Annotated in this window: 14 protein-coding genes; 10 read left to right on the top strand and 4 right to left on the bottom strand. The window is 64.4% G+C overall.

The annotated features are described in order from the left end of the window. Positions 1-395: 395 nt before the first annotated feature. From QM590_RS12560 to QM590_RS12535, 6 genes are read left to right on the top strand one after another with little or no spacing between them, the layout of a single operon-like run. Positions 396-2,051, top strand: coding sequence for an NAD(P)/FAD-dependent oxidoreductase (locus QM590_RS12560; protein WP_269595070.1), 1,656 nt, complete (start codon positions 396-398; stop codon positions 2,049-2,051). After that, a complete protein-coding gene (locus QM590_RS12555) occupies positions 2,048-3,508 on the top strand; it encodes an ATP-binding protein (protein WP_269595071.1) in 1,461 nt (486 codons plus the stop codon). Before QM590_RS12560 ends, QM590_RS12555 begins: the two co-directional genes overlap by 4 nt. Beyond that, positions 3,505-3,849, top strand: coding sequence for a UBP-type zinc finger domain-containing protein (locus QM590_RS12550; RefSeq protein WP_094641005.1), 345 nt, complete (start codon positions 3,505-3,507; stop codon positions 3,847-3,849). Before QM590_RS12555 ends, QM590_RS12550 begins: the two co-directional genes overlap by 4 nt. Next, a complete protein-coding gene (locus QM590_RS12545) occupies positions 3,846-4,265 on the top strand; it encodes a DUF1801 domain-containing protein (protein WP_269595072.1) in 420 nt (139 codons plus the stop codon). The genes QM590_RS12550 and QM590_RS12545 overlap by 4 nt, the downstream gene beginning before the upstream one ends. Continuing rightward, complete coding sequence (locus tag QM590_RS12540) at positions 4,262-4,939, top strand: GOLPH3/VPS74 family protein (RefSeq protein WP_269595073.1); 678 nt, start codon at positions 4,262-4,264, stop codon at positions 4,937-4,939. Before QM590_RS12545 ends, QM590_RS12540 begins: the two co-directional genes overlap by 4 nt. A gap of 8 nt (positions 4,940-4,947) precedes the next feature. Beyond that, positions 4,948-5,553: a DJ-1/PfpI family protein gene (locus QM590_RS12535; RefSeq protein ID WP_269595074.1), complete on the top strand. Its 606-nt coding sequence runs from the start codon at positions 4,948-4,950 to the stop codon at positions 5,551-5,553. Here QM590_RS12535 and QM590_RS12530 read toward each other — a convergent pair. Beyond that, the gene (locus QM590_RS12530) at positions 5,533-5,880 is read right to left on the bottom strand and encodes a DoxX family protein (RefSeq protein ID WP_094641008.1); all 348 of its coding nucleotides are present in this window, start codon (positions 5,878-5,880) and stop codon (positions 5,533-5,535) included. The genes QM590_RS12535 and QM590_RS12530 overlap by 21 nt on opposite strands. Positions 5,881-5,959: 79 nt before the next feature. Here QM590_RS12530 and QM590_RS12525 point away from each other — a divergent pair, with 79 nt between their 5' ends. Continuing rightward, positions 5,960-6,289 carry a winged helix-turn-helix transcriptional regulator gene (locus QM590_RS12525; RefSeq protein ID WP_269595075.1) on the top strand — a complete coding sequence of 110 codons (330 nt, stop codon included), beginning with the start codon at positions 5,960-5,962 and terminating at the stop codon, positions 6,287-6,289. Positions 6,290-6,332: 43 nt separating this feature from the next. On the opposite strand, the gene QM590_RS12520 is transcribed toward QM590_RS12525, so the two are convergent. Further along, positions 6,333-8,195, bottom strand: a complete 1,863-nt coding sequence (locus QM590_RS12520) for a BCCT family transporter (protein ID WP_269595076.1) — start codon at positions 8,193-8,195, stop codon at positions 6,333-6,335. A 289-nt stretch (positions 8,196-8,484) separates the two neighbouring features. On the opposite strand from QM590_RS12520, the gene QM590_RS12515 reads away from it, so the two are divergent. After that, a complete protein-coding gene (locus QM590_RS12515) occupies positions 8,485-9,399 on the top strand; it encodes a serine/threonine-protein kinase (protein WP_269595077.1) in 915 nt (304 codons plus the stop codon). 45 nt (positions 9,400-9,444) lie between these two features. Here the strand turns inward: QM590_RS12515 and QM590_RS12510 are convergent, their stop codons facing one another. Further along, positions 9,445-10,926, bottom strand: a complete 1,482-nt coding sequence (locus QM590_RS12510; protein WP_269595078.1) for an amino acid permease — start codon at positions 10,924-10,926, stop codon at positions 9,445-9,447. Positions 10,927-11,345: 419 nt separating this feature from the next. On the opposite strand from QM590_RS12510, the gene groL reads away from it, so the two are divergent. Then, on the top strand, positions 11,346-12,971 hold the full coding sequence (groL, locus tag QM590_RS12505) for a chaperonin GroEL (RefSeq protein ID WP_094641012.1): 1,626 nt from the start codon (positions 11,346-11,348) through the stop codon (positions 12,969-12,971). Positions 12,972-13,095: 124 nt separating this feature from the next. Here groL and QM590_RS12500 read toward each other — a convergent pair whose 3' ends face one another. Continuing rightward, complete coding sequence (locus tag QM590_RS12500) at positions 13,096-13,449, bottom strand: VOC family protein (protein ID WP_094641430.1); 354 nt, start codon at positions 13,447-13,449, stop codon at positions 13,096-13,098. A 131-nt stretch (positions 13,450-13,580) separates the two neighbouring features. On the opposite strand from QM590_RS12500, the gene QM590_RS12495 reads away from it, so the two are divergent. Further along, positions 13,581-14,360, top strand: coding sequence for an RsiV family protein (locus tag QM590_RS12495; RefSeq protein WP_269595079.1), 780 nt, complete (start codon positions 13,581-13,583; stop codon positions 14,358-14,360).

The following is a 14,360-nucleotide window of genomic DNA, read 5'->3' as shown; positions in this document are numbered from 1 at the left end:
GCCGTTTACCCCGACCGTAGGCGTAGGAAACTGTCTCGAGCTGCGAAACGCCGCACGAGATCCCACCGAGGCGTTAACACCGGGCGGACACTGATCGATGTAGCAAGCGGAGTGTCGGGACCAACGAAGAAATTGTTCGGAGTGATCCACCGTGAAATTACAGTCGATAATGCGTCGTACCAGCAGTGATCTCCCCCTGTTGAAAACCGCCAGGATGAGCGGGAGCCCACGTACGTGGCCCGCCGAGAAGCTCGAACGCCTCCTCACCCCGCAGGAACTCGACCTGATTCGACGCGGCCGAATCTGACCCCGCTCTTTCCAGGCCCGCTTGCCTCCCATTCGGGGTGACGCGGTGGCATGCTCATGTCGTTGATGAGCACCAGTTCTGGAGGGTCATGAAACCGGTCATTCTCAGCGTCGACGACGACCCAGGAGTGTCGAGATCGATCGCCCGCGACCTGCGTCGGCGCTACGGGGAGCAGTACCGCATCGTGCGGGCGGAGTCCGGTGCAGGCGCTCTCGACGCGTTGAAAGAACTCGCGCTGCGCGGTACTCCCGTCGCCATTCTGTTGGCCGACTACCGCATGCCGCAGATGAGCGGCATGGATTTCCTCGAGCAGGCCATGGACATCTTTCCGACGGCCCGTCGCATTCTTCTCACCGCATACGCGGACACCGACGCCGCGATCGACGCGATCAACGTCGTCGATCTCGACTACTACCTGCTCAAGCCGTGGGATCCGCCCGAGGAAAAGCTCTACCCCGTGCTCGACGCCCAGCTCGAGGCCTGGTGTGCGTACGACCACCGAGCCGTCGAGGACACCAAGATCGTCGGCCACCGCTGGTCGGCGCGTTCGTCGGAGATCCGCGAGTTCCTCGCTCGCAACCAGCTGCCGTATCGCTGGTACATGTCCGACGAGGCCGAGGGGGCGCGGCTGTTGGCCGCGGCAGGTGTGGACGACGGACGGTTGCCGGTGGTCATCACCACCGAGGGTGCCGCGTTGATCGAGCCGTCCGATGCCGAACTCGGTGATCGGCTCGGTTTGACTGTCTCGCCGTCGGAGGAGTTCTACGATCTGGTCGTCATCGGGGGCGGTCCGGCCGGACTCGGAGCCGCGCTGTACGGCGCGTCCGAAGGCCTGCGGACCACCCTGATCGAGCGGACCGCGACGGGCGGTCAGGCCGGACAGAGTTCACGGATCGAGAACTACCTGGGTTTTCCCGACGGGGTCTCGGGAGCTCAGCTCGCCGAGCGGGCTCGTCGTCAGGCACTGAAGTTCGGTGCCGAGGTGGTCACCACCCAGGACGTCGTCGGCCTCGAAGCCAACGGTGCCGCGCGAACAGTGCGATTCGCCGATGGCCGCAGCATCAGCGCGCAGACGATCATCCTGTCCACCGGTGTCGCCTACAGGCGTTTGGACGCACCCGGAATCGACGACTTCACCGGACGCGGCGTGTTCTACGGATCGGCGATGACGGAGGCCGCGCGCTGCGCCGAGCAAGACGTCTACATCGTGGGAGGGGCGAACTCGGCCGGTCAGGCAGCGGTGTATCTCTCGCGCGGGGCCAAGTCGGTCACCATTCTGATCCGGGCCACCTCGCTCGAAGCGTCGATGTCGTACTACCTGATCAAGCAGATCGAGGAGAACCCGAAGATCAGCGTGCGGCCGTGCACCGAGGTCGTCGGCGTATCGGGAGACGGTCACCTCGAGTCGATCACGCTGCACAACCGAGCGACCGAGGAGACGACGACGGTCGACGCGCAGTACCTGTTCCTGTTCATCGGCGCGGCACCGCGCACCGAGTGGCTCGACGGGGTCCTCGTGCGGGACGAGCATGGATTCGTGGTCACCGGGCCGGATCTCGTCGTCGACGGGCGCGGGCCTGCCGGGTGGACGCCCGCCCGTCTCCCACACCACCTCGAAACGAGTGTGCCGGGTGTGTTCGCTGCCGGTGACGTGCGATCCGACTCGGCCAAACGCGTCGCGTCGGCGGTGGGAGAGGGAGCGATGGCCGTGATGTTGGTGCACAGATATCTGGCGAACCCATGACCGAGCAGACGCAGAACACACCCGCTTGTGATCCGGAAGAGTTACGGACGCTTTTCCTGTTCGAGCAGCTCACCGACGCGCAGCTGGCGGAGCTGTGCCGAGACGGGCGCATCGAAACGATCGAGCCGGGGCCGGTGTATGCGGAAGGTGATCCGGCGACGTGCTTCTACGTTCTGATGGAGGGGGCCGTCGTCCTCTCGAAGCTTTCCGGTGGCGAGGACCTGGTGGTCAACCGCACCTCGCAACGCGGGGTGTACGCGGGTGCGTGGCAGGCGTACCTGGGCGATCGGGTGCCGCAGACGTACCAGGGTTCGATGCGGGTGACCGAGCCCTCCCGGTTCTTCGTGCTCGACGCCGAGTGCTTCGCGTCCATCGTGCGGGAGTGGTTCCCGATGGCGTTGCATCTGCTCGAGGGATTGTTCTTCGGCAATCAGAACACCAAGCAGATAGTGGAACAACGAGAACGCCTGTTGGCGTTGGGTTCTCTGTCGGCCGGGCTGACGCACGAACTGAACAATCCGGCGGCGGCCGCGGTGCGGGCGACGTCGGCGTTGCGAAATCGGGTGGCGCACATGCGGCAGAAGTTGGCGATGATCGCCGGCGGCACTCTCGATCGCGGCAGCTTGGCGCATCTGGTCGGACTGCAGAACGAGGCCGTGGAACTGGTCGCCAAAGCGCCGAAGCTGACCGCGATGGAGGCGTCGGACCGCGAGGACGAACTGGGAGAGTGGTTCGAGGACAAGGGTATCGGTGACGGTTGGGATCTGGCTCCGACGTTCGTCTCGGCCGGTCTCGACGTGCCGTGGCTCGATCGGGTTTCCGCGACGGTCGACGATCCAGCGTTGCTCGAGGGCGCAATTCGGTGGCTCAACTACACCGTCGAAACCGAGTTGTTGATGAACGAGATCTCGGATTCGACCACGCGCATCTCCACGCTCGTCGGTGCCGCGAAGCAGTATTCGCAGATGGATCGTGCGCCGTATCGAACGGTGGATGTGCGCGAACTGCTGGACAGCACCCTGATCATGTTGGGCCGCAAGATCGGTGACGACATCACGGTGGTCAAGGACTACGACCCCGCGGTGCCGCCGATCCCGGCCTACGCAGCCGAACTCAACCAGGTGTGGACCAATCTGATCGACAATGCCGTGCAGGCGATGGCGGCTACCCCCGAGGAGAAGGGGGTGCTGACGGTGCGGACGTCGTTGGACGAGGATCAGGTCCAGATCGAGATCTGCGACACCGGACCCGGTGTGCCGCAGGAGATTCGGTCGCGCATTTTCGAGCCTTTCTTCACCACCAAGCCGGTCGGCGAGGGCACGGGGCTCGGCCTGGACATCTCGTGGCGCATCGTGGTGAACAAGCATCAGGGTGAGCTGCGGTTGGTGTCCGAACCCGGTGACACACGATTCGTCGTGCGGTTGCCCGTCGACCCTGCAATCGAGGAGGAACCATGACCATCGAAGGCATCGACCCGAAGATTCCGCCGTCGGGACCGGGTTGTGTGGAGTGCACGCAGACGCAGGGGTGGTGGGTACATCTGCGGCGGTGCGCGCAGTGCGGGCACATCGGATGTTGCGATTCCTCGCCGTCGCAGCATGCCAGCAAACATGCAGAGTCCACCCGGCACCAGTTCGTGCGAAGCTACGAGCCCGGCGAGGAATGGTTCTACAACTACGAGGACGAGCAGATGTACGACGGGCCGGAACTGGCTCCGCCGCAACATCGTCCACTCGATCAGACGGTTCCCGGTCCGCGCGAGCGGGTGCCGTCGAACTGGCAGGCCCTGATCAATTGAACGAGAATCTGACGCGACCCACCGACGTATCGGCCGAGGATTTCCTGGCGGCTGTGGAGCACCCGGTTCGCCGTGCGGACGGGTTCGCGCTCGCCGAGATCATGGGCCGCGTCACCGGGCAACCGGCGGTGATGTGGGGTCCGACGATGGTGGGTTTCGGAAGCTATCGATACACGACGGGCAGTGGCCGCCGGGGAGAGTATTTCGTCGTCGGGTTCTCCCCACGCAAGGCGAATCTGTCGGTGTACGGCGCCACGTACGCCCCGGAGTCGGAGAGCTTGCTCGAACGGCTGGGAAAGCACAAGCGAGGAGCGGGTTGCCTGTACGTGAACAAGCTCGCCGATGTGGACATAGCGATTCTCGAACAACTGCTGGCATACAACTACCCGTACATTCTGAGTAGCCTCGCGTCATGACCTTGATCGCGGAGGACCTGCTGTTGCTGTTGCTCGACGACGACTCGGGCAAGCCGCTCGCCGACAGCACGAAGTTGCCACGGGTACTGGCAGGTGCGCTGGTCGTCGAGCTCGCCATGACCGGGTCGCTGCGCATCACCGGCCCGGACGAGCAGATCAAGAAGGATCACGTGGTCGTCGCAGGCTCGAGGCCGGAAGATGAGTTTTTGCGTCGAGTGTTCGATCTGGTCGCGTCGGCGTCGCGGCCGATGAAGCCGCAGAAGGTGATCGAGAAGTCGCAGAAGAATCTGGCGAAGGAACTGGCTGCGCGACTCGTCGCACAGGGTTGCGTCACGGAGAAGAAGGACAAGGTGTGGGGGTTGTTCCCGACGACGACGTGGCCTGCCCAGGACACCTCGCGTGAGAAGGTGCTGCGAGACGCGCTACGCAGCGCACTGGTGGACGGGACGACGCCGTCGCCGCACACGGCTGCGTTGATCTCGTTGATCTCGGCGGTGGATCTGACACACAAGGTGATCGAGGATGCGGACAAGAAGCTGCTGAAGCGGCGCGCGAAGGAGATCGCCGAGGGGGAGTGGGCCGGCGCGGCTGTGCGCAAGGCCGTCTCGGACGTCAATGCCGCAGTGATGGCCGCGGTCATGGTGCCCGTCATCGTCTCCACCACGAGCAGTTGAGGAAGAAAATGACCAGAAGCATTGCCATTCTGTTGTTCGACGATGTCGAGGTACTCGACGCGTGCGGACCGTTCGAGGTGTTCTCGGTGGCCAACCGGGTGGCCGAACGTGCAGGCAGCGCAGCGCCGTTCGAGGTGACGCTCGTCGGGATCGACGACAAGGCAGCTGTTGCTCGGGGCGGAATGAGGATCGGCGTCGACACCACGATCGACGACCCACGGCCCTACGACCTCGTCCTGGTTCCCGGTGGCGTCGTGGACGCAGTCGAGGCGAACGGCAGCGTTCTGCAGTGGCTGCAGGGTCTTCGGCCCACCGCCGAGTTGGTCGCGTCGGTGTGCACCGGTGCGTTCGTGCTCGCGGCTGCGGGACTGCTCGACGGTCGTCCGGTCACCACGCACTGGGAGGACTTGGAACTTCTGCGCGAACGGTGGCCCGCGCTCGTCGTTCACGAGGGTGTTCGGTACATCGATCACGGCGACCTGGCGACGTCGGCTGGTATCAGTGCCGGTCTGGATCTGGCGCTGCATCTGGTCGCGCGGTGGTCGGGAGCCGATCATGCTCTCGCCACCGCGGGCCGGATGGATTACGACTGGTCAGGCGCTGAGCACCCGTAGAACCAGCGCGACGACGGAGAACACGGCCAGTCCGGCGGCGGGTGCGAAGTCTTTGTCCCCGGCGCGCAGGTGCGCGACGACGGCTCCGACGAAGTAGAGGATGACGCCGACGGCGGCAGCGACGCCGATCGGCCAGACAACCAAGCCGACCAGGAGGCCGACGGCACCGAGGATCTCGAGGTAGGCGAGCCACGGGATCTTGTCGGCGGGAACCCCGACCTGCTCGAGCATCGGGACGACGGAGGGATTCTTCGTCAGTTTTCCGATCGCGGAGAACGTGAGTGCGACAGCGAGCAGAACCGAGACGACGAGGGTTGCGATGAACATGTGCCCTGCTTTCATTTCTGAGGCCACTAGTAATTGCGAAGTAGCAAGGCGGACTCTAGCACCTCGGTAGGGTGGAGGCATGGTCTCGAACGAGCAGCCTCACGACCCTCGTGCCTGTGATGGAGCGCTGACCAAAGCATTCGGCTTTCTCGGCAAGAGATGGAACGGCCTGCTGCTGGCGACTCTGATGAACGGGCCGATGGGATTCTCGGACCTCCGCCGCGCCGTCAGCGGGATCAGTGACTCGGTGCTGTCCGAGCGCCTCGGTGAGCTCGGCAGAGCAGGGCTGGTGGCACGGGCCGTCACGGAGGGTCCGCCCATCTCGGTGGAATACAGCCTGACGCCGTCGGGAGAGGCGCTGCTGCCGTCGCTGGAGGCTCTCACCGACTGGGCTTCGAAAAACCTCTGACCCCCGCGAAAGTTCGCGAGGGTCAGAGAGTGGTGGAAACGGCTCAGCTGGGGTTGTTCTGGTTCTGCCCCTCGGCCGATTCGGCGAACTCCTGAGTGTCGAAGACCTCTCCACCCAGGGGGTCGACCGGAGCGTTGTCGCTCGAGTACTCGACGGCTCCCGTCTCGGGATGGACTTCGAGCTGCTCGGTGGAGACCTCGTGCACTGCGAGTACGACGGTTCCGCCGGAATCAGCCGAGGTCAACCCCTCCTGCGACGGCGTCAGGCCGGAGAACGTGCTCGAGATACCCGACGTCGCCTTCTTGCGTGGAGTCGGCCGAGCGGGGGCGTCCGTGTCGTCCCCGGTGACCTCCGAGGTGGTGGTCACCCGCACGTACCGCGGAGTGGTGGCGACGTCGTAGCGGAACGCCTTGAGCATCGACACACACGCCAGCGCCAACACCACGGAGAACGGCACGGCCGTCGCAATCGACATCGTCTGCAACGCCGTCAGAGAGCTGGTCCCGCCGACGAGCAGCAGCACCGCTGCGGCGATGCCCTGCAGCACGGCCCAGTAGACGCGGGTGATCTTCGGGGTTTCCAGTTGGCCACCCGTCGAGAGAATGTCGATCACCAGCGAGCCCGAGTCCGAGGACGTCACGAAGAAGAACACGATGACCGCGATTGCGATGACACTGGTGATCGCGGCGATCGGGAGGCCGTCGAGCACCTGGAACAGGCTGGTGTTGGTGTTCACTGCCCCTTCGGCGTCGAGCAGGTCTCCCTCGTTGCGCTGCCGCAGGATGCCGGTGTCACCGAAGATGGTGAACCACAGCGACCCGACGATGGTCGGAGCCAGCAGCACGCCGAACACGAATTCACGGATGGTGCGGCCACGGGAGATACGCGCGATGAACATGCCGACGAACGGTGCCCAGCTCATCCACCAGCCCCAGTAGAAGATGGTCCAGCCGCCGGCCCAGCCGTCGTCGGAGAACGGCGAGGTGCGCAGCGCCAGTTCGGGCAGAGCCTGGACGTAGCCGCCGAGGTTCTGCACCCAGGACTGCATCAGGAACAGTGTCGGTCCCAGGAGCAGCACGAACAGGGCGAGCGAAGCCGCCAGCCCCATGTTGATGTTCGAGAGCCACTTGAGTCCCTTGGAAACTCCACTGACCACCGAGAAGGTGGCGATACCGGTGATCACGGCGATGAGCACGATCACGAACAAGTTGGTGGTCTCGACCCAACCGAGGTAGTCGAGGCCGGCCGAGATCTGCTGAACGCCGAAGCCGAGCGAGGTCGCGACACCGAACAGGGTGCCCACGATTGCGACGGTGTCGATGGCGTGGCCGATCGGACCTTCGATGCGCTTGCGGCCGAGCAGCGGCTCGAGCAGCCAGCGGACGGTCAGCGGGCGACCCTTGCGGTAGGTCATGTACGCCATGCCGAGTCCGACGACGACGTAGATGGCCCAGGCGTGCAGGCCCCAGTGGAAGAGGGTGAGCTCCATCGCCTGGCGAGCAGCGGGGTCGGTGCTACCGGGAACGCCGCCCGCCTCGGGTGGCGTCACGTAGTGCGAGAGCGGCTCGGCGACGCCGTAGAACACCAGGCCGATGCCCATGCCGGCGCTGAACAGCATGGCGAACCAGGACAGGACGCCGAACTCGGGCTTCTCGTCGTCGCGGCCGAGGCGGATGTTGCCCACTCGGCTCAGGCCGCAGTACAGGGCGAACAGCACGAAGCCGGTCGCGGCCAGGATGTACCACCAGCCGACGCCTGCGGTGATGGCTTCGTTGAGCGTCTCGAACGAATCCGCCGCCGTGCTCGCATAGACCACGGAGAAGGCGATCATCACGAAGATGATGATCGATGCGGGGATGAAAACCGGCTTGAGCAGGCCACCCCAGGCTTCTTTTATTGCTTTCACTTAACTTGACTTCCTTACAACTCGAGTCACCGTAATCGGCTGACCACTATCGGCTTGCCGTTCTTTTTCTCTTGTTTCGGTCAAGTACCGGTAATCACCATAAACGACATCGGCCCAGGTGGCGAAACGTGCGAGGGCGGCCGAACTGGGAAACGGGCGTGGGTGCGCACTCTGTCGAGTCGCCTCGAACAGTCGAACGGACTACAGTTCTGCCGATGCTGCGGACGTGTCCGATTGTGTCACCCCTCGTATTTCGCGGCGTGAAAAATGTTGTGCAACAGGTGATTCGGTGACCGGTCGATTGCAGCCGGGTTCGGAGTTCGCCGGATTCCGGGTCCAGCGCCGCCTCGGGGTCGGCGGTATGAGCGAGGTGTATCTGGTTCTCGGACGGGGCCACGATCGGTACGAGGCCCTCAAGATTCTGGACCGGGATGCGTCGCGATCTCCGAGGTTGCGCAACAAGTTTCGGATGGAAGCGGCCGTCGCCGCACAGTTGGTGCACCCGAACATCGTGTCGGTGCACGAGCACGGTGAGTTCGAGCACCAGCTGTGGATGTCCATGCACTACGTGGACGGCTACAGTGCTGCGCGGCTCGTCGCCCGCGGACAGATCGCCCTCGACGTCTCTCGGGTGGCGCGCATCGTCGCCGAGGTGGCCAAGGGACTCGACTACGCCCACTCGCAGGGCGTCGTGCATCGGGACGTCAAGCCCGCCAACATTCTCATCTCCACCGAGCGATTCGACGGATACGAGCAGGTATTGTTGTCGGACTGGGGAATTGCGCGCCTGCTGGATGATTTCACGCCGCTGGTGGCAGGCGGGACGGTGATGGCATCCATCCCGTACGCGGCACCGGAACTGCTTCGCGGGGGAGTGCTGAGCGCGCAGACCGACGTCTACGGCCTGGGGGCGACGCTCGTCGAACTGGCGACCGGCCGCACTCCGTATCCACTGGCCACGCCGTTGGCCATCACCGCCGCGCATCTCACGGCCGAGCCGCCGTCGGTGACCCGTCGTCGACGGTCGTTGCCGCGGGGGCTCGACGCGGTGGTTGCGAGGGCGTTGGCGAAGGATCCATCGGACCGTTTCCGAACCTGCGTAGAGCTCAGCGACGCCGTCGCGGCTGCAGTGGAAGCAGGAGTTCCGGAACCGCCGCCGCGACGCTCGCCGTTCACGAGGTCGCGGTGGCTCAAGTTTTCCTGAACGCGTGACGGGGCATCGGTCTTCGGGCCCCGTCACGCGAATCGGCTACTCCTCCGGTTCGGTCGGGCGGTTGGCCACCACCGGGTATTGGCCGGTGTAGCCGAGGCGTTCCTCTGCCACCGCGAGCACCTTGGTGCGCACCAGGAACCAGCCACCGATCAGTGCGGGGACGATGACTACCAGAGTGGCGATGGTCCAGCTGCCGATCGGGGCGTCGAAGGCCATCAGCACCAGCACTTCGAACAGGAACACCAGGGTCGCGTAGCTGGTGTACGGCGCTCCGAACAGCCGGAACTTGGGCCGCTCCACGATGCCCTTCTGGGACCAGCGGAACAGCTGGATCTGGCACAGCACGATGGTGGCCCAGCTGGCGATGATGCCCAGTGCCGACATGTTCAGCACGATCTCGAAGGCCTCGCCGGGGGCGATGGCGTTGAGCGCGACACCGAACAGCGTGATGAAGCAGGTGAGCAGAATGCCGCCGAACGGAACGCCGCCCTTGGTCATCTTCTTGGTGAACTCCGGCGCACTGCCGTTCATCGCCATCGACCGCAGGATGCGGCCCGTGGAGTACAGGCCGGCATTGAGGCTCGACAGTGCCGCGGTGAGCACGACGATGTTCATGATGGTGCCCGCGCCGCCGAGGCCGATGCTCGAGAAGAACGTCACGAACGGCGACGTCCCGGACTGGTACGCGGTGTACGGCATCAGCAGGGCGAGCAGCACCAGCGAGCCGACGTAGAACAGTGCGATACGGGCGATGACCGAGTTGATCGCCCGCGGCATGATCTTCTCCGGGTTCTCGGTCTCACCGGCTGCGGTACCCACCAATTCGACTGCTGCATAGGCGAACACGATACCTGAGATGACGATGACCAGCGGCCATGCGCCGGATGGGAACAAGCCGCCGTTGTCGGTGATGAGACTGATGCCCGGCATCTGGGTGCCGACGGGGATTCGGCCCGCGAGGAACACCACGCCCACGATCAGGAACGTCACCAACGCGATGACCTTGATGATGGCGGCCCAGAATTCCATCTCACCGAACCACTTGACCGACACGAGGTTCAGGCTCATGACGATGACCAGCGCGATCAACGCGATGACCCACTGCGGAATCACCTCGAAACTGCCCCAGTAGTGCATGTACGTCGCAATGGCGGTGACGTCCACGATGGCCGTCATCGCCCAGTTCAGGAAGTACATCCAGCCCGCGACGAAAGCTGCCTTCTCGCCGAAGAACTCGCGCGCGTACGAGACGAAGCTGCCCGACGACGGACGGTGCAACACCAGCTCGCCGAGGGCCCGCAGGATGAAGAATACGAAAATTCCGCAGAGCGCGTAGGCAAGGAACAGGCCGGGTCCGGCGCTGGCGAGGCGTCCACCCGCGCCGAGGAACAGGCCGGTGCCGATCGCGCCGCCGATCGCGATCATCTGCAACTGCCGAGGTTTCAGGCCCTTGTGGTAGCCCTCCTCCTCGTGGTCCATCGCCGAGTTGTCGTACGAGGTGTCGACCGTATCGGACATGTTTCGATCCTTCTTGTCGTTTTTGTAGGGTTTTGTCCGAATTTTTTTTGGCGTCGAAGCTGTTGTCGCTCAACGGTATTAGCGCCGATGGTTCGATGCACAGTATTCGGATGTTAACAACGCGTACGGATGTGAACAGTGCGTGAAGGACCCTCGCGAAGGTGAGCATCCGCTCGCGGCTGTCGCCGCGCGGTGGCGTCGGGCATGCGGGTGGCGGTGGTTCGCCCCTCGGCGTGCATGAATGGTCGACCTTGCACTCGCCATGGTCGAGTGCTAGAAATGCAGTTGGCACTCTCGACACGTGAGTGCCAGGTCGGGACACGGTGAGGCCGGGGAATCAACGACACCCCTGGTCGTCCGTCGCGGGCACCGAGCTCGGCCAGCAATGTGTCACCCCCAATCCGGAGGATCACTTCGCAATGGCCAAGATCATCGCGTTCGACGAAGAGGCACGCCGTGGCCTCGAGCGAGGCCTCAATGCCCTCGCCGACGCAGTAAAGGTGACGTTGGGCCCCAAGGGTCGCAACGTCGTACTCGAGAAGAAGTGGGGAGCTCCCACGATCACCAACGATGGTGTTTCCATCGCCAAGGAGATCGAGCTCGAAGATCCCTACGAGAAGATCGGCGCCGAGCTCGTCAAGGAGGTCGCCAAGAAGACCGACGACGTCGCAGGCGACGGCACCACCACCGCTACCGTTCTCGCTCAGGCACTCGTCCGTGAAGGCCTGCGCAACGTCGCAGCCGGCGCGAACCCGCTCGGCCTCAAGCGCGGCATCGAGAAGGCTGTTGCAGCCGTCACCGAGGCCCTGCTCGCGTCCGCCAAGGAGATCGACACCAAGGAGCAGATCGCTGCTACCGCTGGCATCTCCGCAGGCGACCCGTCCATCGGCGAGCTCATCGCCGAGGCAATGGACAAGGTCGGCAAGGAAGGCGTCATCACGGTCGAGGAGTCCAACACCTTCGGCCTGCAGCTCGAGCTCACCGAGGGCATGCGCTTCGACAAGGGCTACATCTCGGCGTACTTCGCCACCGATGCAGAGCGCCAGGAAGCCGTCCTCGAAGACGCGTACATCCTGCTCGTCAGCTCCAAGATCAGCACCGTCAAGGACCTGCTGCCGCTGCTGGAGAAGGTCATCCAGTCCGGCAAGCCGCTCGTCATCATCGCCGAGGACGTCGAGGGCGAAGCTCTCTCCACCCTCGTGGTGAACAAGATCCGTGGCACCTTCAAGTCCGTTGCCGTCAAGGCTCCCGGATTCGGTGACCGTCGCAAGGCGCAGCTCGCCGACATCGCCATCCTCACCGGTGGCGAGGTCATCAGCGAAGAGGTCGGCCTCTCCCTGGAGACCGCCGGACTCGAGCTGCTCGGTCAGGCACGCAAGGTCGTCATCACCAAGGACGAGACCACCATCGTCGAGGGCTCGGGAGATTCCGACGCCATCGCCGGTCGCGTCAACCAGATCCGCGCCGAGATCGAGAACTCCGATTCCGACTACGACCGCGAGAAGCTGCAGGAGCGCCTGGCCAAGCTGGCCGGTGGCGTTGCAGTCATCAAGGCCGGAGCGGCTACCGAGGTCGAGCTCAAGGAGCGCAAGCACCGCATCGAAGATGCCGTGCGCAACGCGAAGGCAGCCGTCGAAGAAGGCATCGTCGCCGGTGGCGGCGTGGCACTGCTCCAGGCAGCGCCCGCACTCGACAACCTCAAGCTCGACGGTGACGAGGCAACCGGCGTGAACATCGTTCGCGTCGCACTGTCCGCCCCGCTCAAGCAGATCGCATTCAACGCCGGCCTCGAGCCCGGCGTCGTTGCGGACAAGGTCTCCAACCTGCCCGCAGGCCACGGCCTCAACGCCGCGACCAACGAGTACGAGGACCTGCTCGCTGCAGGCATCAACGACCCGGTCAAGGTCACCCGCTCGGCACTGCAGAACGCAGCGTCCATCGCGGCTCTGTTCCTCACCACCGAGGCCGTCGTCGCCGACAAGCCCGAGAAGGCCGGAGCGCCTGCCGGCGATCCGACCGGTGGCATGGGCGGCATGGACTTCTGAGTCCCTTGTTGCACTGAAGAAGCCCGGCACCTTTCGAGGTGCCGGGCTTTTTCGTGCGGCGGAGCTTCGAATCGGGTGCAACCAGCCGCGCTCAGCGCGGTCGGCTGCACCCGATTCGATGCAGTCAGTCCCGGTGATACGCGATGTTTATGACGTTGCCGTCGGGAGCGCGAACGAAGAACCGGCGCACGCCCCACGGCTCGGTGGTCAACGGATACACGATCTCGAAACCCAACTTCTGGGCTTCGGCGTATGCGCCGTCGACATCGTCGGTGAGCACCGACATCACCGAATCTTCCGGTGCGCTCTGGTCGCCCGTCACCAACTGAACGCTGACCGGGCGATCGGGCGACGTCAGCCGCGCAACCCAGCCCATGTCGAACTCCTCCGAACGCAGTCCGAGAAACTCGGTGTAGAACGACTTGGCCGCGTCCACGTTCGGTACCCGCAGATTGGTGATGATGTTCCTCGTTCTCATCGAACTCTCCTCCAATTCGTGGACGGCAGGAAACCTGGACGTTCGACGCTAGCAGCGGAGTCGCCGGATGTGCGGTGGTTGAGTGAGCGGCCGCGTTGTGTTTAGTGTGGGTAATGGCTTGTATTCGCTCGATGACCGTCGCGTTGGCCGTGACCGTGGTCCTCGCGGGATGCTCCACCTCGGGAACTGCAACGCCGGAACCCGCACCTCCTGCTACCGCGGCACCGGCTACGACGGCGAGCGCCGAGCCGACAGCCACAGCAGCGCCCGAGACCACCGCGGAGCCGGACGCCGCCGAGCCCTATGTTCTGGGCAGCACCCGCGTCGCCGGATCCACCGGGAATGCGACGTACGACGTGGCCATTCCACAGCTCAGCGGTGGGGATCCCGCCGTCACAGCGGAGTTCAACGAGTCGATGCGAGCCGCGCTGCAGGATCAGATCGATCGCGACTACGGATACGAGTTCGCTCTCAGCGACGGCTACTCGACGGGGACGACCCACGTGGGGAGCCGCGTGATCAGTGCCGAACAGATCACCGATTGGATCGCCGTCCCGCCCGGAGCGCATGGCAATTCTCTGATTGCGACCGTGACGATCGACGCCGACACCGCGCAACCGATCTCCCTCGACGATGCGTTCACCGATCTCGACGCAGGTCTGGCTCGGCTCTCCGATCAGGCAGCGAGAATTCTTCCGACCACCCGGGCCGGCGAGAGTTTCGAGCGCTCGGGCATCGAACCGACGGTGGCCAACTTCGGAAACTGGACGGCGTCACCGGAGGGGATGAACATCCACTTCGGGGACTACCAGGTCGGGTCCTATGGCATCGGCCTCATCACGATCACCGTCCCATGGACGAACCTGTCCGATGTCCTCGCTCCCGGCATGCAGGACGTGCTGAGCAGCTGA

The sequence above is a fragment of the Rhodococcus sp. IEGM 1372 genome (genome assembly GCF_030056835.1).
Taxonomy (GTDB): domain Bacteria; phylum Actinomycetota; class Actinomycetes; order Mycobacteriales; family Mycobacteriaceae; genus Rhodococcoides.
The sequence above is the reverse complement of the archived record's forward strand: the minus strand, read 5'-3'. Positions and strand labels throughout refer to the sequence as shown.